The 19,292-nt window shown below is 46.6% G+C and carries 16 protein-coding genes; 3 read left to right on the forward strand and 13 right to left on the reverse strand.

The features are described 5' to 3' along the window. Positions 1-9: 9 nt before the first annotated feature. From nusA to AC07KQ_RS07885, 13 genes are all read right to left on the reverse strand, one after another. Positions 10-1,263 (reverse strand): transcription termination factor NusA, encoded by a 1,254-nt coding sequence (gene nusA, locus AC07KQ_RS07825; RefSeq protein ID WP_003565788.1) that lies wholly within the window; start codon positions 1,261-1,263, stop codon positions 10-12. 16 nt (positions 1,264-1,279) lie between these two features. Continuing rightward, positions 1,280-1,759, reverse strand: a complete 480-nt coding sequence (gene rimP, locus AC07KQ_RS07830) for a ribosome maturation factor RimP (RefSeq protein ID WP_003565790.1) — start codon at positions 1,757-1,759, stop codon at positions 1,280-1,282. Between the two features lie 254 nt (positions 1,760-2,013). Next, complete coding sequence (locus AC07KQ_RS07835; RefSeq protein ID WP_016388466.1) at positions 2,014-6,348, reverse strand: PolC-type DNA polymerase III; 4,335 nt, start codon at positions 6,346-6,348, stop codon at positions 2,014-2,016. Positions 6,349-6,414: 66 nt separating this feature from the next. Then, positions 6,415-8,142, reverse strand: coding sequence for a proline--tRNA ligase (locus tag AC07KQ_RS07840; RefSeq protein WP_016384518.1), 1,728 nt, complete (start codon positions 8,140-8,142; stop codon positions 6,415-6,417). A gap of 24 nt (positions 8,143-8,166) precedes the next feature. Next, entirely contained in the window at positions 8,167-9,408 is a 1,242-nt protein-coding gene (rseP, locus tag AC07KQ_RS07845) for an RIP metalloprotease RseP (protein WP_016388467.1), read from the reverse strand. 16 nt (positions 9,409-9,424) lie between these two features. After that, entirely contained in the window at positions 9,425-10,213 is a 789-nt protein-coding gene (locus tag AC07KQ_RS07850; RefSeq protein ID WP_003565800.1) for a phosphatidate cytidylyltransferase, read from the reverse strand. Between the two features lie 35 nt (positions 10,214-10,248). Beyond that, positions 10,249-11,001 (reverse strand): isoprenyl transferase, encoded by a 753-nt coding sequence (locus AC07KQ_RS07855; protein WP_016388468.1) that lies wholly within the window; start codon positions 10,999-11,001, stop codon positions 10,249-10,251. Positions 11,002-11,553: 552 nt separating this feature from the next. Continuing rightward, a complete protein-coding gene (frr, locus tag AC07KQ_RS07860; protein ID WP_003565804.1) occupies positions 11,554-12,111 on the reverse strand; it encodes a ribosome recycling factor in 558 nt (185 codons plus the stop codon). Beyond that, positions 12,111-12,830: a UMP kinase gene (gene pyrH / locus AC07KQ_RS07865; RefSeq protein WP_003565806.1), complete on the reverse strand. Its 720-nt coding sequence runs from the start codon at positions 12,828-12,830 to the stop codon at positions 12,111-12,113. The genes frr and pyrH overlap by 1 nt, the downstream gene beginning before the upstream one ends. Positions 12,831-13,066: 236 nt before the next feature. After that, positions 13,067-13,948: a translation elongation factor Ts gene (tsf, locus tag AC07KQ_RS07870; RefSeq protein ID WP_003565808.1), complete on the reverse strand. Its 882-nt coding sequence runs from the start codon at positions 13,946-13,948 to the stop codon at positions 13,067-13,069. 84 nt (positions 13,949-14,032) lie between these two features. Continuing rightward, complete coding sequence (gene rpsB / locus AC07KQ_RS07875; protein ID WP_003565810.1) at positions 14,033-14,821, reverse strand: 30S ribosomal protein S2; 789 nt, start codon at positions 14,819-14,821, stop codon at positions 14,033-14,035. Positions 14,822-15,216: 395 nt separating this feature from the next. Further along, a complete protein-coding gene (locus tag AC07KQ_RS07880; protein WP_003565812.1) occupies positions 15,217-15,486 on the reverse strand; it encodes a GIY-YIG nuclease family protein in 270 nt (89 codons plus the stop codon). Then, positions 15,476-16,210, reverse strand: a complete 735-nt coding sequence (locus tag AC07KQ_RS07885) for a tRNA1(Val) (adenine(37)-N6)-methyltransferase (protein WP_011674542.1) — start codon at positions 16,208-16,210, stop codon at positions 15,476-15,478. Before AC07KQ_RS07885 ends, AC07KQ_RS07880 begins: the two co-directional genes overlap by 11 nt. Before the next feature lie 81 nt (positions 16,211-16,291). On the opposite strand from AC07KQ_RS07885, the gene AC07KQ_RS07890 reads away from it, so the two are divergent. The 3 genes from AC07KQ_RS07890 to AC07KQ_RS07900 are packed head-to-tail and all read left to right on the forward strand — an operon-like array spanning position 16,292 to position 19,215. Next, a complete protein-coding gene (locus AC07KQ_RS07890; RefSeq protein ID WP_016388322.1) occupies positions 16,292-16,942 on the forward strand; it encodes a lysophospholipid acyltransferase family protein in 651 nt (216 codons plus the stop codon). A gap of 56 nt (positions 16,943-16,998) precedes the next feature. Beyond that, entirely contained in the window at positions 16,999-18,393 is a 1,395-nt protein-coding gene (locus AC07KQ_RS07895) for an amino acid permease (RefSeq protein ID WP_003570435.1), read from the forward strand. A 30-nt stretch (positions 18,394-18,423) separates the two neighbouring features. Next, positions 18,424-19,215 (forward strand): DUF1003 domain-containing protein, encoded by a 792-nt coding sequence (locus tag AC07KQ_RS07900; protein WP_480156535.1) that lies wholly within the window; start codon positions 18,424-18,426, stop codon positions 19,213-19,215. Positions 19,216-19,292: the final 77 nt, after the last annotated feature.

Consider the following 19,292-nt stretch of genomic DNA (forward strand, 5'->3'; position numbering starts at 1 on the left):
CTCGCCTCCTTAAGCTTGCGCCGGATGATCGGTTGCACTCGGCGTTACAGGCGCTTGATCAGCTGAATCTGGTGCATCTGAGGCGGTTTTGGCGTCGTCGGCATCATCTGCTGCAGCGGCATCACTGTCAGGCGTTGTCTCAGCGTCAGTTGCTGCATCTGCGTTGTCGTTAGTTTCAGCAGCCGCTTCAGCCTCTGCTTCAGGCAATTCATCATCATCAACGAATTCAACTTCAGATTCAGGCTTGATGTCAATCTTATAGCCGGTCAGCTTGGCAGCAAGTCGCGCATTTTGCCCCTTTTTACCAATTGCCAAGGACAACTGGTAATCCGGCACAATCACAGTAGCGGAACGATCATTGGCCTCATCATTGAATTGAACCGCGATAACCTGAGCCGGATTCAAAGCGTTGGCAATGTAATCCGCTGGGTCTTCCTCCCATTGCACAACATCCATGTTCTCACCTGAAAGCTCGTTAACGACGGCTTGAACGCGCGCACCACGCGGACCAACAGTCGTGCCGACAGCATCAACAGCGTCATTGGTTGATCGCACAGCGATTTTAGTCCGATCGCCTGCTTCACGAGCAATGTTGACAATTTCTACCGTGCCGTCAAAAATTTCTGGCACCTCCTGTTCAAACAACCGCTTAACCAGACCCGGATGTGTTCGACTAACGAAAACTTGCGGACCCTTGCTCGTGTTTTCAACCTTGGTCACATAAACCTTGATGCGATCATGGGCTTCATACTTCTCGTTAGGCATCTGATCTTGACGGCCTAAGACCGCTTCGATTTTACCCAAGTTGACGTAGATGAACCGATTATCTCGGCGCTCAACGACCCCTTGAAGAATCTCATCTTCATACTGTGAATATTCGTCATAAACAATACTGCGCTCAGCTTCACGAACCCGCTGCATAATAACCTGCTTAGCAGTTTGTGCAGCGATACGCCCGAAGTCTTTTGGTGTGACCTCAAATTTGATTTGGTCACCGATTTCATAAGCCTTGTTAATCGCCAGCGCTTCTTTTAAGCTGACTTCCAGCCGTGAATCGAAAACTTCGTCAGTAACTTCCTTCACCGCATAAATGTGAATGTCGCCTTGCTTAGGATCAAATTCGACGTCCACATTTTGCGCTTGGTTGTAATTGCGCTTGTAAGCAGAAACCAAAGCGGCTTCCAAAGCTTCAATCACGACCTCTTTTTTGACACCCTTTTCTTGCTCAAGAGCGTCAAGTGCTTGGATCATTTCCTTTGACATGCTTTTCTTACCTCCACTAGAACTCGATCGCCAACCGCGCTGAAGCGATCAACTGCCGGTCAATGACCTGATCGAACTTGCGGCTCTTATCTTTGACCGTCAATGTCAACTGGTCAGGCAATAGCTCCTTTAAAGTCCCTTCAAAAACCTTCTTGCCGTCCAGTTTCTTGAATAAAGAGACATGGATATAGTCGCCAACTGCTTGTTCATAATCAGTTTCATGTTTCAAGGGCCGTTCTGCACCAGGACTTGAAACCTCAAGGAAATATTGCTGCGGGATTGGATCGGGATCCATGGCATCTAGCTTTTCTGACAAGGCTTCACTAACCATCACACATTCGTCCAGTGTAATGCCGCCTGTCTTGTCAATATACACACGCAGGTACCACCCGCCGCCTTCCTTCACAAACTCGACATCCGTGAGGTAAAAATGATGGTCGTCCAAAATCGGTTTGACCAAAGCGGTCACGGTTTCAACAACCGATTGCGTACTCAAGCCACCGCCTCCTTTACTTTCTCATTCAAGACTAACACTTCTGACGTCTCCAGATGCGAACATGGTGACGTTCGCCAATAAAAAGAGTGAGCATCGCTGCTCACTCACCGCCAGAACCTTACATTACTATTGATACAATACCATAGATTGTTACTACTTGCAAACTAGCAGACCTTTGTGCTAGTAAGCCTGTAAGCCAATTCATCGCATTTTTTCTAAACATTCATGACAGTTTGCATGAAATCGCATTAAGCCTAGAATAAACCGTCAAATAGCGATAATTGGTTTTCGTCTGGCAAGTCATCCAAGACATGGTTTGTTGTCATATAATCAATCAACGTTTTCGAAACCTTACCACGATTAGCCAGATCTTCCTTGGACAGGAATGGTTTTTCTTCACGAGCGGCCACGATTTGCTTGGCAACGTTATCGCCCAGGCCCGGAACAGCACGGAATGGTGCCAGAATCGTGTGATCATCCTGAATCAAGAAATTGTGCGAATCCGACTTCGTGACATCAATCATTTTAATCTTAAAACCGCGTTCGAGACATTCATTGGCGATTTCCAAAACCGTCAACAACTGCTTTTCCTTGGTAGAGGCATCCATGCCTTTATCGGTAATCTCCTTCATGGCCGCTTTGACTGCTTCCTTGCCATGACTCATGGCAGCAAGATCAAAGTCTTCAGCTCGAACCGAGAAATATGCCGTGTAATAGATCAACGGGTAATGGACCTTAAACCAAGCAATTCGTAACGCCATTAAGATATAGGCGGTCGCATGTGCTTTCGGAAACATGTACTTGATCTTTAAGCAGGACTCGATATACCAATCAGGCACGTTCTCGTTTTCACGCATTGCCTTTTGCCAATCATCTGGAATACCGCGACCTTTACGCACATGTTCCATGATGTTAAATGCCATTGAATCTTCCATGCCCCAGTGAATCAAGTCCATCATAATGTTGTCACGACAACCAATGACTTCTTTAAGCGTGACAATGCCTTGCTTAATCAGTTCTTCAGCGTTACCTAACCAAACATCGGTCCCGTGAGACAAACCGGAAATCTGTAACAGTTCGCTGAAAGTGGTTGGCTTGGTTTCCTCAAGCATTCCGCGAACAAAACGCGTCCCAAATTCCGGAATGCCTAGCGTCCCCATTTTCGAGTTAATCTGTTCCGGCGTGACACCCAGACTCTTGGTGCCGGAAAAAAGCGCCATGACGCCAGGATCGTCCGTTGGAATTGATTTTGGCTCAACCCCGGACAAATCTTGCAGCATCCGGATCATCGTCGGGTCATCATGCCCCAGCACGTCCATTTTCAAAATATTGTCATGGATGGAATGGAAATCAAAGTGCGTGGTCATCCAGGCAGCATTTTGATCATCAGCTGGGTACTGAATCGGTGTGAAATCATAAATATCCATGTCAGCGGGCACGATCAAAATACCTGCCGGGTGTTGCCCAGTGGTACGTTTAACCCCCGTGTCACCTTGCGCCAGCCGATCAATCTCGGCACCGCGCAGTTGCTGTCCCGTGTCACGTTCATACGCTTTAACATAACCATACGCCGTTTTGTCTGCAACCGTGCCAATGGTCCCAGCACGGAAACTATGATCCTCACCGAACATGACTTTGATATAGTTATGTGCAATTGGCTGATAGTCACCCGAGAAATTCAGATCAATATCCGGCACTTTATCACCGTGGAAGCCTAAGAAAGTTTCAAACGGAATATCGTGGCCATCTTTATGCAAATCAGCGCCGCATTTAGGGCATTGTTTATCTGGCAAATCAAAACCGGACCCAATTTCGCCATGAGTGAAGAATTCGCTGTATTGACAGTTAGGACAACGATAATGCGGCGGTAGAGGATTAACCTCAGTAATGCCAGCCATCGTTGCGGCTAAACTGGACCCAACTGATCCTCGAGAGCCAACCAAGTATCCGTCTTTATTGGACTTCAAAACCAGCCGTTGCGCGATGTTGTAAATAACAGAGAACCCGTTACCGATGATACTTTTTAGTTCTTTATCGAGTCGCTGCGCCACAATGTCTGGTAAAGGATCGCCATACAATTCATGCGCCGTGGTCATCACGTCATGTTTCAGATTTTCTTCCACCCCAGGTACTTCAGGTGTGTAAAGCTTATCCTTCACCGGCGTAATATCATCGTCAACCCAGTTGGCAATCAAGTTAGAATTATCAACTACCAGCTCGTGGGCCTTCTCTTCCCCAAGCCAACTAAAATCGGTCAGCATCTCACTTGTCGAACGAAAATGCACATCTGGCAAACTGTGGCGATTGAGCGGATTGGCTCCGCCTTGACTATGAATCAGAATCTGTCGATAAATCGCGTCATGTTGATCCAAATAATGGGCGTCGCCTGTCGCTACGACTGGTTTTTCCAGTTCCGATCCAATTTTGATGATTTTTTGAATAATATCTTTTAGATGTGCCTCGCCTTTGATCAAACCAGCCTCGATCAAAGGTTGATAGACAGGTAATGGTTGCACTTCTAGATAATCATAAAATGACGCTTTGGCGCGGGCCTCCGCTTCGCCTTTTTGCATCATTGCTGTGAAAACTTCGCCGCTGGAACAAGCCGAACCGACTAACAAGCCTTCACGCAGTTTTTGCAGCTGACTGCGTGGCACCCGTGGCACCCGATAGAAGTACTTAACATTAGACAACGATACTAATTTGAAAAGGTTTTTCAATCCCGCTTGTGTTTTCGCAAAAACAATCGCGTGACTTGGCCGTGCAGCTTTATAGGCATCCCCCGCCCCAACCCGATCATTCAACTGATTGAGGGTCGTCATGCCATACATCTTGGCCGCTTCTTTTTCCAAAGCATAAAGCAGATAACCAGTTGCCTCGGCATCGGCATTAGCGCGATGATGATGTTCTAGGCTGACTTTGTACTGCTTCGCCAAGGTATCGAGCTTGTGATTCTTCCGTTCTGGATGCAGCATCCGCGACAATTCCAAGGTATCGATGACCGGATTGTCAATATCCGCCAATCCATGCCGCTCGTAACCATTATCCAAAAAGCCAACATCGAAAGTCACATTATGACCCACCATAATGGCACCATCGCAAAACTGCTGAAACAATTTGAAAACGTCGACTTCAGACTTCGATCCATGCACCATGTCATCAGTGATATGTGTCAAATTAATTGTCAGTTCAGAAAGTGGGAAACCCGGATCGATCATTTCTTCGAATTGATCAATCACTTTGCCGTCTTTCATTTTGACGGCAGCCAATTCAATCACTTTGTCGTAAACCGCTGATAAGCCAGTGGTTTCAACGTCAAAAACCACATATTCAGCGCTGGCTAAATCACGCGGCTCATCTGCTCGGTAAGCAACCGGCGTGCCATCATCAACTAAGTTTATCTCGACACCATAAAGCATTTTTAAACCGGCTTTGACAGCGGCTGAATGCGCCTCTGGATAAGCCTGCAAACCTGCATGGTCAGTGACAGCAATCGCCTTATGCCCCCACTCTTTAGCCCGCTTCACATAGTCGCTAATTGGATTCATAGCGTCCATTTGACTCATATTGGTGTGCAGATGTAACTCAACGCGTTTCTCACCTTCAGCATCATCGGTTGGGTCCGGATGGGAGACAGTTTGAATATCCTGTGCATTAATCGTCAGCTCACGGGAATAGTTGTCCTCTTGAACACTGCCTCGCACGCGTAGCCACTGACCTTTTTGAATCCGCGCAAACATGGCTTCATCTTCTGGACCATTGCTGAATTTTTTTGCAATGAAGCTGGAGCTATAATCAGTCACTTTGAAAATTAGTAACTGCCGCTTAGACCGCAGTTCCCGAACCTCAACATCAAAAACATAGCCTTCAACCGTCACTGAACGTTCCTCTTGCGTGATGGTCACCATTTGTTGCGGGGCATCGGTCATTTTCATCTGACGCCCCATTTGAACTGGGCCGTCAGTTTGAACTTGTTTTTGTTTAGCCGCTTGCTGCTTCACTACTTCTGCAGCAGCCTTGGCCATTTTAGCGGTTTCTTCAGCTCTTTGAGCCTGAAAAGCCGCCATCGATTGGGCTGCTTGTTCCTCATCAACTTCGGCTTGCATCCGTAAGCCAGAGAAGCCAACCTGACGATAAGTTTCTTCGAGCTTACCGAGCCCTTGCTGAATCAAGTATTGCCGAATTTGCTCATTTTCGGTTTTGATCACAGCACGATCATTCTCAAGTGTTGGCACTTGTTTTTCACATAACTCGCGAACAATTCCTGTCCCAATTTCGGCATGGGTCACGACGTACTGCCAATATTGAGCTAATAACTCGTCAGTAATGGTTGGCTGGGTTACCACCACCGATAAATCAGTCGCAGCAATCTGTTGAAACACTAACGGCAACTTGGTCGCAATTGCATTGAAAGTCTGAAATGGCAGGATCGCGTCAAACCCCAAAGTGAAATCATAACGCCGAGATTGTTCATGAATGGTCACGTTTTGTACCGTGCCGCTGGTCAACGAAGGATCTTGTCGGACATCTGCCGCCAAGTCGAGTTGATCCAATAATTTTTCAAACATCTCATGTTGGGATAAAGCCAAATTGTGCACCCCTCTTAGATGGCAGGAAACGACCAAAGCAGCTGCTTCAGTCGTCTCCTCAGTCTATCAATTATCTTGTTCTTGCTTATTCAGCTGACCCATCAGAATCTTGATCGAGCTGATCAATTCTTCTTTTTTAACTTCGATTGTCTCGCCGGTTTTACGCAGTTTCAGTTCAACAATCTCGTCAACCGCTTTTTTACCGACCGTGACACGTAATGGTACACCAATCAAATCAGAATCTGCGAACTTAACCCCTGGGCGTTCGTTACGATCATCAACCAAAACGCTGTAACCTGCATCTTCTAGCATTGTTTCAATCGAAGCCGTCAGTGACTTTTGTTCTTCGCGCTTCAGATTAACTGGAATGAGATGAATATCAAACGGGGCAATCGTGGTTGGCCAAACTAGCCCATGTTCATCGGCTTGCTGTTCTGCAATCGCAGAAAGCAAACGGGAAACACCAATCCCATATGAACCCATGATGATCGGTTGACTGCGGCCATTCTCGTCAAGAAAATTAGCTCCCATAGTTTCCGTGTATCGGGTTCCTAATTTGAAGATGTGGCCAATTTCAATCCCACGTGTAAACTTCAGGACACCTTGGCCATCCGGAGAAACTTCACCTTCAGTCACAAATCGAATATCGGCATAGGTTTCCGGGGTAACATCACGATCAAAATTGACGTTAAGCAAATGCGTGTGCGCTTTATTAGCGCCTGCGACAAGATTAGTCAGGTCGCTTAGACTATTGTCTGCAATGATCCGCACGTCTTTATCGACATTTACCGGCCCAATATTACCGACTTCTGCGTGCATCACGGTCTTCACTTGTTCAGGTGTCGCCATATCAAGAAAGTCAGCATTCAACAAATTCTTTAACTTAGTCGGGTTGACTTCATAGTCACCACGAACCAAGGCCAATACCGGTGCGCCATCAGCCATGAAAAGGACAGCCTTGATCAATTTCTTTTCTGGTACCTTCAAGAATTCAGCGACTTCAGCGATCGTTTTGGCATCCTTAGTATCAACAGGTTCGAGCGCTGCCTGTTCTTCGACCCCTTGTTTTGGCAACGCCATGCTGGTTGCCATTTCAAGGTTCGCTGCATAGTCAGAACTATCTGAATAAACAATCGTATCTTCACCAATATCAGCAATCGCGGAAAATTCTTTTGAATCCTTACCACCCATGGCACCGCCGTCACCGATGATCGACCGATAGCGCAAGCCTAACCGATCAAAGATATTGGTATAAGCATGTTCCATCTGCCGATAAATGGTATCCAAATCCTGGTCATTACTAGTAAAGGAATAAGCATCTTGCATGATGAATTCCCGACCACGTAAAACACCATAACGCGGACGATCTTCATCACGAAACTTATCCTGAATTTGATACAACACCAATGGCATCCGCTTGTAGGATTTTAATTCATTACGGACCAAATCGGTGAAGGTTTCTTCGTGCGTCGGGCCTAAGATCATTTTCCGGTCCTGACGATTCTTCAATTTAAATAAATTAGGACCGTAAGTTTCATAACGTCCGGATTCTTCCCATAATTCAGCTGGCAAGAGGACAGGCATTTTCATTTTAACAGCATCGATTTTGGTCATTTCATCGTCAATAATGGCTTCAATCCGTGCTAAAACGCGTTCCGCAAGTGGTAAATAAGCATAAACGCCTGCTTGAATCTGACGCACAAAGCCAGACCGCAACATCATCTTATGCGACTTGGCCTCCGCTGAGCTCGGTACTTCTTTTTCTGTGGGAATAAACATCCGTGATTGTTTCATGTCAGCCTCCAAAGCTAGAATATTTTAAAAGTAGCGCATGATATCGTTGATTGTGACCGCTAGCATTAATAGAACCATCAGGCCCAAGCCAATCATGGTCACAACGCCTTCCGTTTCCGGTTTTAATGGCTTACGGCGAATAATTTCGATCAGGTTCAAAAGAATTTTACCACCATCAAGCACTGGAATCGGCATCAAATTGGTAATCCCTAAGCCGAGACTCAAGTAACCCATAAAGAAGAGTAATCCTTGAATACCGCCTTTGGCACTTTGACTCGTCATGGTATAAATACCAACCGGGCCAGCCAGTTTATTGAGTGAAAAGCCGCCGGTCACCATGGATTTGAGCACGTCCCAAGTGCGGACAGCCAAATTCCAAGTTTGAGAAAAGCCAAAAGGAATGGCATTTGCTGGGGACTTATCGACGTGTGCTTCAACCCCGATCTTGCCTTCTTTATTCGGCTTGATCACGATGTTCTTGCTTTTACCGTTTTCCTTCACGGTAAATGTCACTGATTTACCGGCATTTTTACTGACAATCTTTGAAAGATCCGTGAATGATGACATTTTTTGACCGTCAATTGTTTGCACCGTCGCATTGGACTTAAGACCAGCTTCTGCGGCTGGATAACCTGGCACAACTGTTCCGATTTGGTTGGTATTGAGCACCTGAACACCAAAAAACAGACCGTAAATAATAAAAGCTAGAATCGCGAGTAAGAAGTTATTCATCGGACCGGCGAAGTTGACCAATAACCGGCGCCAAACCGGGGCGTTTTGAAACTGAACGTCTTCTGGCGCGATCTGAACCTCGGTTCCGTCTTCTTCAATGATCGTCGCATCGTGGTCAACCTGCCAAGTTTGCAAGGCTGTTTCATCCCCGTTTGGATAACCTTCAATCACCAGATCCTTAACTAAATCGACGCGACTCACTTGAACCGGCATTCCGCCGGCCAAAGTCGTTTTGTCACTGGCATTGATCCGGACAACCTTGCCTTGATCGTTAAGAATCAGGCTCAGCATCGTCCCGGGCTTAATCTCGTCCTCCTCATCTTGCCAGCCAGCCATGCGGACGTATCCGCCAAGTGGTAGCAACCGCAGCGTGTAGGTCGTATTGTTCTTGTGCGACGCCCACAGCTTCGGGCCCATACCGATCGAAAATTCCCGGACTAGAATGCCGCTGCGTTTTGCAAAGTAAAAATGGCCAAACTCGTGAACTACCACAAGAATGCAGAAGATAACGATAAAGGCGATGATAGTGGTCATAAAATCTCCTTAATGGTTAGACAATGCCAAACAGATGCAGCATCGGCAAAACCAGCAACAAACTGTCAAAACGGTCGAGAATCCCACCGTGGCCTGGAAGAATCTTGCCGGAATCTTTGACGCCGTAGAAGCGTTTCAAAGCAGATTCGATTAGATCCCCAATCTGACCGATAACGGACAAAAATAGGGCGATCCCCATCATCGGCCAGAAGGTATAGTACTGCGGGAAGAACATCAGATAGATGGCGGCGGTGATCAACGCCAGTGCAATCCCGCCAAGACTGCCTTCGATGGTTTTATTAGGACTGATAGCCGGCCACAACTTATGACGGCCCAACTTACGGCCAATCATATAAGCCCCAGTGTCCGTCAGCCACACAATCAGCAACGCAAACATCAAGGTGTCCAAGCCAGCATCATTACGAACACTAATCAGATAATGAAACCCAGTGCCAATATAAAAGAAGGACAATACTGACACACCAATGTCGTCAAAGGTAGTTTTATTCTTGGTCGTGACGGTCAGGAATAGCAACAGCGCTACCGCAATATATATTAAATCGATTCGTCCAAGAAAAGCAGGCAGCCAGCGGAAAAAACTGTTAGGCAGAACAACCACCAGCACACCAAGAGCAGCGATTAGATAATCAGCCGAAACCAGAATTCGTTTCCGCATGATAAACACTTCTGACAAAGCGATCACTGCTAAAACTGCACCGGCAATATCAATCCAACCGCCACCAGCAATCAAAATCGGTATAAAGATAGCCAAGGCAACGACTGCCGTAATGACCCGTTGTTTCATCGTAATAAATCCTCCATTACCAAAAAATAGCTGTTTTATTTTTTTAACCCGCCAAATCGGCGATCCCGTGCCTGATATTCAGCAATCGCTGCTTCTAGAGCTGCAGGCGAAAAGTCTGGCCAATAATCATCCACGAATACCAACTCACTGTAAGCAATCTGCCAAAGCAAGAAATTTGAAATTCGCAGTTCCCCGCTGGTGCGAATCAATAAGTCCGGATCAGCTAGGTCGCCAAGAAATCCGGTCATCAACGCATTGGCAAAGTGACGGTCATCAATATCATCCGGAGATAACTCGCCTTCCTGTACTTGTTTAGCGAGCTTTTGTGCTGCATGGACAAGCTCGTCACGTCCGCCATAATTCAATGCAAAGTTAAGAATCATGCCGGTATTATTGGCGGTGTCAGCCATGGCTTCTTCGCTTGCTTGACGCGTTTGCGGTGGCAAGTCATCCAGTTCGCCCATCACCTCAACTTTAACATTTTCCTTGATCAAGTCAGGCATGAAGTCATTGAAAAAATCAACCGGCAGGCGCATGAGGTAATTGACCTCTGAACCCGGCCGCTTCCAGTTTTCCGTTGAAAAAGCATACAAGGTCAAAACTTTAACCCCTAAGCGACTGGCAGCTTTGGTGATCGTTTTGACATTTTGCATGCCTTGTTTATGACCGGCAACACGCGGTAAAAAGCGGCGTTTCGCCCACCGGCCATTGCCGTCCATGATGATCGCAATATGAGCGGGAATTCGCGCGGGATCAAGTTTAACTTTAGAAGCCTTGGATGTGGCCAAAATCGGTGCCTCCTCATAACGTCGATGGTGTCCTTGCACCAAATGTCTTTAACGATTGTAGCAGAAAAAGAGGCAGAGCGCGAACTAGCGCGGGTATAAGTGGGGATATTTTATTAGTAACACGGATCTGGACAACGGGTGCCATTAGGGTATAGGAAAAGGGTGAGCCATAATTTCCTCGCAAGACTTGTGACCATTAAATGCTGATTAATCGTCGGAAGGTTCTAGGCATAAAATATGCTTGCCGTGCCAAACTCCGCAATCTCCGGCCAGCTGGGGTGGCGACGCGGAGCTAGAGCGGAGACGGCGCTTCGAGCCCAAAAACCGGTCTCGAAGTCGCCTAACAACATCAGCTCCACAGCCCGTCGCTGTGTTGTTTGCACGGCTGAGCCCCATCTGGCCTACGATTGCTCCGCCTTGGCACTACGGTCTTTAAAATCGCAGTAAATATTTCATGAGAAACCAAAAAGGAACAATTTTTCAAATCGAAAATTGTTCCTTTTTATTGTTTGGCTGAGAATTATGTCCCAGCCTTTTTGTTGGTCGCTGAAATTAAACTTCAGTAATTTCTTTTTCTTTAGCTGCAGCGATTTCATCGATGCGCTTGGTGGCGTCATCAGTAGCCTTTTGCATGTCTTTTTCTAAGCGATGCAAGTCGTCTTCGGTGATGTCGCCGTCTTTTTCTTGGCGCTTGAGTTTGTCGAGACCTTCACGGCGAATGTTGCGGACCGCGATTTTGGCGCTTTCAGAGTATTTGCCGACTTCTTTGGCAATTTCTTTACGCCGTTCGCCGGTTAATTGTGGAATGACCAAACGAATGACATCGCCATCGTTTGCTGGGTTGATGCCTAGATCACTGGCATTAAGCGCGGTTTCGATGTTCTTTAATGAGGACTTGTCATATGGGCTCACTTGCAGAACACGCGGCTCTGGAATCGTAATGGCCGCCATTTGGTTGAGCGGTGTCGGTGCACCATAATATTCCACCGTAATCTGATTCAACAGACTGGCGTTTGCTCGGCCTGCTCGAATATTGCCGAGTTCGCGTTGCAACGATTCTTCAGTTTTACCCATATTTACTTTTGCTTGATCAATGATTTGATTTGCCATTAGCTTCTCCCTTCGATTGTTGTGCCAATCTTCTGGCCTTCAACCACGCGTTTGATGTTGCCTGGCTCATTGAGGTTAAAGACGACCAAATCGATGTCGTTGTCCATGGACAAGGTGCTGGCTGTTGAGTCCATGACTTTGAGATCCTTATTGATAATGTCCATGTGGGTCAGACTTTCGTACTTCACTGCATGCGTATCCTTATTCGGATCAGCAGAGTAAACCCCATCAACATTGTTTTTCGCCATCAGAATGACATCAGCGCCAATTTCTGCGGCGCGTAAGGCAGCGGTTGTGTCCGTGCTAAAGTACGGATTCCCGGTACCACCAGCAAAAATAACCACGCGACCTTTTTCTAGGTGACGGATTGCCTTGCGCCGAATATATGGTTCAGCAATTTGCCGCATTTCAATGGATGTTTGAACGCGAGTCGGAACGCCTTGACTTTCCAAGTTGTCCTGCAATGCTAATGCATTCATGACCGTTGCCAACATGCCCATGTAATCGGCCTGCGCACGTTCCATTCCCATTTCGGCGCCTGTTTCGCCGCGCCAGATGTTGCCGCCGCCACAAACAATGGCAATTTGAACCCCAAGTTCGTGCACTTCTTTAATTTGCTTTGCGATCGTCGCAATGACCGGTGGCTTGATGCCGAAGCCAGCCTCACCTGCCAGCGCTTCACCGCTGATTTTTAATACGATCCGGTTATATTTGACCATGTATCCTATACCTCCGTTGGTTGCTGGCACTATTTTACCATAGTCGCAGGGTTTCTGCGGAAAGAAGCTGATTTGAAATTAAGAATTGCGGACCGTTATTTTCCCTCACCACGGATCAGGGTACCCCAAAAACACGCAGTCACACGGTGTATAGCGCGGAAAAGGAACGGACGTTTTTAATTTTTCAAGATAAGTAAAAAGGGACGCTGCCGAGTTGACAGTGTCCCTTCAAGCAATTAACCCTTAATCTGATCCATCACTTCATCAGCAAAGTTTTCTTGTTTCTTTTCAATACCTTCGCCGACTTCATAACGAACGAAGCCCTTCACCTTGCCGCCTTTTGCAGCAACATACTTAGCAACGGTTTGGTCAGGATCCTTGACGAATTCTTGGTCCACAAGGGAAATTTCGCCGAGCCATTTGTTAACACGGCCTTCAACGATACGTGGCACGATCTTTTCTGGCTTGCCTTCGTTTTTGGTTTCTTCTGTAAAGATATCGGTTTGATGCTTCAATTCTTCTGCCGGTACCTTGGTCCGATCCAAATATTCAGGATTGATGGCAGCAACATGCATCGCGACATCTTTGGCAGTGTCGTCATCTGCGCCTTCGATAACGGTCAAGGCTGCGATTTGGCCACCATTGTGCAGATACTTGCCAAAGTGTTCGTTGTCTGTCTTTTCAACAACTTGGAAACGACGCAGGCTGATCTTTTCGCCGATAACTGTGGTTAAGGCAATTGCACCTTCGTCAACTGTCTGGCCATCACTCATCTTGGTTGCCTTAGCAGCTTCAAGGTCGGCTGGCTTATTAGCCGCAATCGCTGCAGCAACATTATTAACATAGTCCTTGAACTGATCATTTGAAGCAACAAAGTCTGTTTCGGAGTTAACTTCGATAATTGCAGCGGTATTACCGTTAACCGCAATTTCGGCTAAACCTTCAGCGGCAATATTGCCGCTCTTTTTAGCAGCCTTGGCCAAGCCCTTTTCACGCAAAACATCAATAGCTTTGTCCATATCGCCATCAGCCGCAACCAATGCCTTTTTAGCATCCATCATGCCGACTTGTGTCCGATCGCGTAATTCCTTAACTTGTGCAGCAGTAATTTGAGCCATGGATCTGATCCTCCTTGATTTAAAAAAGGCTGCCTGCAGATCTTGCAGTATGCGAAACCCTCAGACAGCCTATTGTTTAATTAATTATTTTGCACTTTTGTTGTCGCCTTCAACGGCTTCCACAATATCTTCCATGGAATCAGCCTTTTTGTCGGCAGCTACTTGTTGTTCCTGAGCGTCGTCTTGATCTTCACCCTGATTGCCTTCAATGATAGCATCTGCCATCTTAGAAGTAATCAGACGAACGGCACGGATAGCATCGTCGTTAGAAGGAATGATCACGTCAATGTCGTCAGGGTCGGTGTTAGTATCAACCATCGCAACGATCGGAATGTTCAGTTTTTGTGCTTCCTGAACAGCAATCTTTTCCTTGCGTGGGTCAACGATGAACAACACGTCTGGAATGCGAGGCATGTCTTCGATACCGCCCAAGAACTTCTCAAGCTTATCTTGTTGCTTCTTAAGAAGAGAAACTTCCTTCTTAGGAAGAACATCAAAGGTGCCATCTGTGGCCATCTTCTTGATATCCTTGAGACGCTTGATCCGAGTCTGGATCGTGTTCCAGTTAGTCAAAGTACCACCCAACCAACGATGGTTGACATAGTATTGACCGGCACGAGTTGCTTCTTCAGCAATTGCGTCCTGTGCCTGTTTCTTGGTCCCAACGAACAAGAAGACACCACCGTTTTGAGCTTCTTCTTTAACAAAATTGTAAGCGTCGTCGATCATCTTAACGGTCTTTTGCAGATCGATGATGTAGATGCCATTACGTTCCGTAAAGATATACGGCTTCATCTTAGGGTTCCAACGACGGGTCTGATGACCAAAATGTACACCAGCTTCAAGAAGCTGTTTCATGCTTAATACTGCCATGCGTTTGTTCCTCCATTATGGTTTTATTCCTCTTGACGACGTCTCCTCGCAGGTGGACTTCAATCGAAGCACCCCACTCACGATCAATCGTCAATGTGGTTTGTGCATATCGCACTTAGAAGATTATACAGACTTTTCTTTACTTTGACAAGAGCGTGAACCACCCCGGTTTCTGGGGTGGTGATCGCGTTTCGGAGCGTGATCAGGTTTCTGCGCCTGAGAACGCGTTTTTGAAGCAACCGCAAGAAGGTAGTCTTTGCTTCAGTTCTATTCTTGGTGGGTAGTCTCCGGTAGTCCGAGCTGGCTCCGCAAACTCTCTGCTTTCTATTCTAGAACCTGAGCACCAGTTGACCATTGCATCATTCGTTAAATCATTTAATTGACATCAATCCTGTTTACCGCCAATCAACCTGATGATCTTCCAAAAAGACTTCCTTACGATGCCGGCTCTGATGTTTGAAATGCCATTCTGCTGATAAAGCATCGTGCTTGTCAGCGAAGGCTTCGTGGTACAACAAGCGAACCGGAAGTCGTTGGGCGGTGTATTTAGCGCCTTTACCGGCATTATGCGTGGCCACACGCGCTTTGACATCATCGGTGAAGCCGCCATAAAAACTGCCATCTGCGCATAACAGCACGTAAAAGTAATACGTTTTAGTCGCCATTCAGCAACCTCCTCACCGATGACGAGTATGTGCCATCCGCTTCGTGAACAATCAATGGTGGCATAATTCGAATCCCGTTTGGTCGCCCGGCTTTGATGGCTTCGATTAATACCATATTCGCCTCGCGATCTTCCCGGGGATGAATAAACTGCAACCGTTTCGGCGCCAAGCCGACCACTGTCAAAGTCGTCAGCAGTTCGGCCAGTCGTTCAGGTCGATGAACATAAAAAGCTTTGCCTTGATATTTCAGTAAATCGGCACTGACGCGCGCAACCGTTGCGAAGTCAGTCGTTAATTCGTGCCGAGCCAAGGCTAAATGATCATTTGGATTAGTGATACTTTGCGAACTCACTTTAAAATAAGGTGGATTGCAGGTGACGATGTCGACTGAATCTTTGGCAACCATTTGGGTGGCATCAGCTAAATCACCGACTTGAACAGTCACATTTTGAAGTTGATTCAGCGCCACACTTCGCTTCGCCATATCAGCTAGTCGCGGCTGTAACTCAACCATGGTCACCTGCTGGTCCGTGTCCCTTGCCAAAAAAAGTCCGACAGCACCGTTCCCGGCGGCCAGATCGACCACCCGGCTGTGCCGCTTGACCTGGGCGAAGTTGGCCAAAAGAACCGCATCCAGTGAGAATGAAAAAACGGCTGAACTCTGAATGATTTTAATGTTGCGACTGGCCAGAACATCAACCCGTTCACCTGGTAATAATGACATCACGAACACCTTTTTCCTCCGAAGTGCGCTATACAATGGTATAATTTACCACAAAGTTTATCCATGAAGGAAGAATAAGCCATGTTTTATAGTTTTCTGCGTTATATCATTGCCGGTTTAATCTGGCTCATCAATGGCCACGCCCAAACTCAGAACAAACAGCAGCTACCTGAAGGGCCGTTTGTTTTGGTTGCGCCGCACCGTACGTGGCTCGATCCCGTTTTTCTAGCACTGGCTTCGTGGCCGCATCATTTTTCATTTATGGCCAAAAGTGTATTGTTCAAGAATCCTTTAATGCGTTGGCTGTTAGTCAAAGTGGGCGCCTTTCCAGTTGATCGGGCCCATCCCGGTCCTAGCGCGATTAAAGTACCGGTTCGTGCGTTAAAAGACGAACACAAAGCGCTCATGATTTTCCCAACTGGCTCTCGCTATTCAGCTGATATGAAGGGCGGCGCGATTCTCATTGCAAAACTAGCCAAAGCCCCCATCGTCCCAGCTGTTTATCAAGGACCTGGTTCTTTTTGGTCATTATTTAAACGTAAGCCTGCGATTGTGCGCTTCGGTGCACCTGTTGAACCGCCTAAAGGTAAGCTGACCGACGAAGCCCTTGCCGCTTTTAGTGACAAGCTGCAGGAAAACTTTAACGCGCTCGATTACGCGATCAATCCAGAGTACAAGTATGTGCCTGACAAGAAGAAATATCTGGAAGAAAAAGAACACGGAGAAGTTTAAGGTTCGCTAGTCGAACCTTTTTCCTTTTTATTCAATACAGAAAGTGAGCTTGATTCATGAATCTTTGGAAACAGATGACCCGAAAACCTGATGTTCAGGCCGCACTCAATGCTGATCATTTACTGACACGCAGTTTAACAACGCGTGACCTGATCGCGTTAGGTATTGGTGCCGTCATAGGTACGGGAATCTTTATTCTTCCCGGAACAGTAGCGGCGACTACCAGCGGACCAGCGATCACGATTGCTTTTATTTTGGCTGCCATCGTCTGCTCGCTAGCGGCTATGTGTTATGCCGAATTCGCATCGGCTCTGCCAGTTGCCGGCTCGGCTTATGCTTACGGCAATCTCGTGTTTGGTCAAGTCTTTGGATGGATTATTGGCTGGGCACTTATTTTGGAATATATGCTGGCAGTTGCCGCGGTTTCAACCAGTTTTTCTGCGTATTTCGCTAGTCTTCTACAAGGCTTTCACATCACCTTGCCAGCAGCTATTGCCGGTCCGTTTTCGCCGAGTCACGGTACTTATGTGAATCTAATTGCGGTCATTGTTGTTCTTATCATTGGTGTTATGTTGTCACGCGGTATGCAATCCTCCATGGCGATTAATCGTTTAATGGTATTAGTTAAGTTACTCATTATTGCCATTTTTATTGTCGTTGGCTTTTTTTACGTTCAGCCAGCTAACTGGCATCCATATTTGCCATTTGGTGCAAAAGGTGTACTTGCCGGTGCTGCGATGGTTTTCTTTGCCTATCTTGGCTTTGACGCCGTGTCTGCTTCAGCACCAGAGGTCAAAAATCCGCAACATACGCTACCACGCGGCATCATCGGCACTTTAGTCATTGCCACCATTTTGTATGTGTTAGTCGCGATTGTTTTGACTGGCATGGTACCATTCACCAAATTAGATGTGGCCGATCCAGTTGCTTTTGCCTTGAGCGCCGTGCATCTGCGTAGCGTTGGCGGTATCATTTCGGTAGGCGCCTTGGCTGGCATGTTCACCATGATGGTCACCATGATCTACAGCTCATCAAGGTTGATTTATGCGATCGGCCGTGACGGACTGTTACCCCGTTGGTTTGGTCACGTTAAAGGCCATCTGCCTGAAAATGCGTTGTGGACTGTTGTTTTGATCATTGCGATCATGGGCGGCCTTGTGCCACTCACGCAACTAGTCAACCTCGTCAATATCGGCACCTTAATTGCTTTTGCCTTCGTCTCAATTGGCATCATCCCCTTGCGCCGACATCAAGCCTTTAACAACGAAGGTTTCAAAGTTCCTGGGTATCCAGTGACGCCGATTATTTCTTTTCTGTTTTGTCTGCTATTGATGACTCAGTTAAGTGTCGAAACTTGGATTATGAGTCTGATCTGGTTTGCCTTCGGACTTGTCATCTACTTCAGCTATGGCATCCGCCATGGTCATGTTGCCGAGAAAAGAATTGAATGAATCTGCTGAATTAAGAAAGGAAAATAAGTCTTGATCAATCCTCAAACTGCAACCTGCTTGGTGGACGGTAAAGTCTATGCGATTAGCGATGGCCTTTTCTTAAGCGACTTGGAGCCTAAGTTGGCCAATATCATCAGAAACGACTATCCGAAGGCGACTAAGAACAGTTTCATCTGCAATCCTCACCTTCTGACTTATCGGCTAGAACGCATGCGGCGCCAACAACGGCAAGATGCGCGTGCGCATGATAAAATCAATCGAAAAATGTCGCAGGCTTTGGTCAAAGACAACTTTCAGCTGACCAATGTTTACGACAACATGGAAGCGACGATTACTTTTGGCGAGCGAATTGCCGATGCCGTTGCTAAATATGCCGGATCTTGGCCATTCATTATCATTTTTTCTGGTTTTATGATTGTGTGGATGATCCTGAATACGGTTGGCATTTTCGGGGCGAAATTCGATCCATTTCCTTTCATTTTGCTTAACTTATTTCTGAGCATGATCGCTGCTTTGCAAGCACCACTCATTATGATGAGCCAAAATCGAGCGGCGGAATATGATCGCTTAGAAGCGAAAAATGATTATCATGTCAATCTAAAATCAGAAGAAGAAATCCGACTGTTACACTCAAAGTTGAATCACATTATTTCAGATGACAACCCCAACTTATTTGAGAGCCAACGACTCACCGTTGAGGTTCTGGGTGAAATGGTTAATCAACTCACTGAAACCCGCCAGCAACTTGAATTGTTAAAGGCAACGCAGGATCAGGCCAATAAGGATATAGCCATTGATCAAAAAAACAAAACCAATGAGTAATCATGTCAATTCGATTTATATTGAAAAAGATCCCCGGTACCGTATGCAAGCGTAATTGCCTGTACATGGTACTGGGG

It is taken from the genome of Lacticaseibacillus sp. YLM2-1, from assembly GCF_056583465.1.

What these genes read in the sequence shown, in the direction of transcription:
- nusA (WP_003565788.1), bottom strand. Translation starts at nt 1,263, where the DNA reads ATGTCAAAGGAAATGATCCAAGCACTTGACGCTCTTGAGCAAGAAAAG.
- AC07KQ_RS07840 (WP_016384518.1), bottom strand. Translation starts at nt 8,142, where the DNA reads ATGAAACAATCACGGATGTTTATTCCCACAGAAAAAGAAGTACCGAGC.
- rseP (WP_016388467.1), bottom strand. Translation starts at nt 9,408, where the DNA reads ATGACCACTATCATCGCCTTTATCGTTATCTTCTGCATTCTTGTGGTA.
- AC07KQ_RS07850 (WP_003565800.1), bottom strand. Translation starts at nt 10,213, where the DNA reads ATGAAACAACGGGTCATTACGGCAGTCGTTGCCTTGGCTATCTTTATA.
- frr (WP_003565804.1), bottom strand. Translation starts at nt 12,111, where the DNA reads ATGGCAAATCAAATCATTGATCAAGCAAAAGTAAATATGGGTAAAACT.
- pyrH (WP_003565806.1), bottom strand. Translation starts at nt 12,830, where the DNA reads ATGGTCAAATATAACCGGATCGTATTAAAAATCAGCGGTGAAGCGCTG.
- tsf (WP_003565808.1), bottom strand. Translation starts at nt 13,948, where the DNA reads ATGGCTCAAATTACTGCTGCACAAGTTAAGGAATTACGCGATCGGACA.
- rpsB (WP_003565810.1), bottom strand. Translation starts at nt 14,821, where the DNA reads ATGGCAGTATTAAGCATGAAACAGCTTCTTGAAGCTGGTGTACATTTT.
- AC07KQ_RS07880 (WP_003565812.1), bottom strand. Translation starts at nt 15,486, where the DNA reads ATGGCGACTAAAACGTATTACTTTTACGTGCTGTTATGCGCAGATGGC.
- AC07KQ_RS07885 (WP_011674542.1), bottom strand. Translation starts at nt 16,210, where the DNA reads ATGTCATTATTACCAGGTGAACGGGTTGATGTTCTGGCCAGTCGCAAC.
- AC07KQ_RS07890 (WP_016388322.1), top strand. Translation starts at nt 16,292, where the DNA reads ATGTTTTATAGTTTTCTGCGTTATATCATTGCCGGTTTAATCTGGCTC.
- AC07KQ_RS07895 (WP_003570435.1), top strand. Translation starts at nt 16,999, where the DNA reads ATGAATCTTTGGAAACAGATGACCCGAAAACCTGATGTTCAGGCCGCA.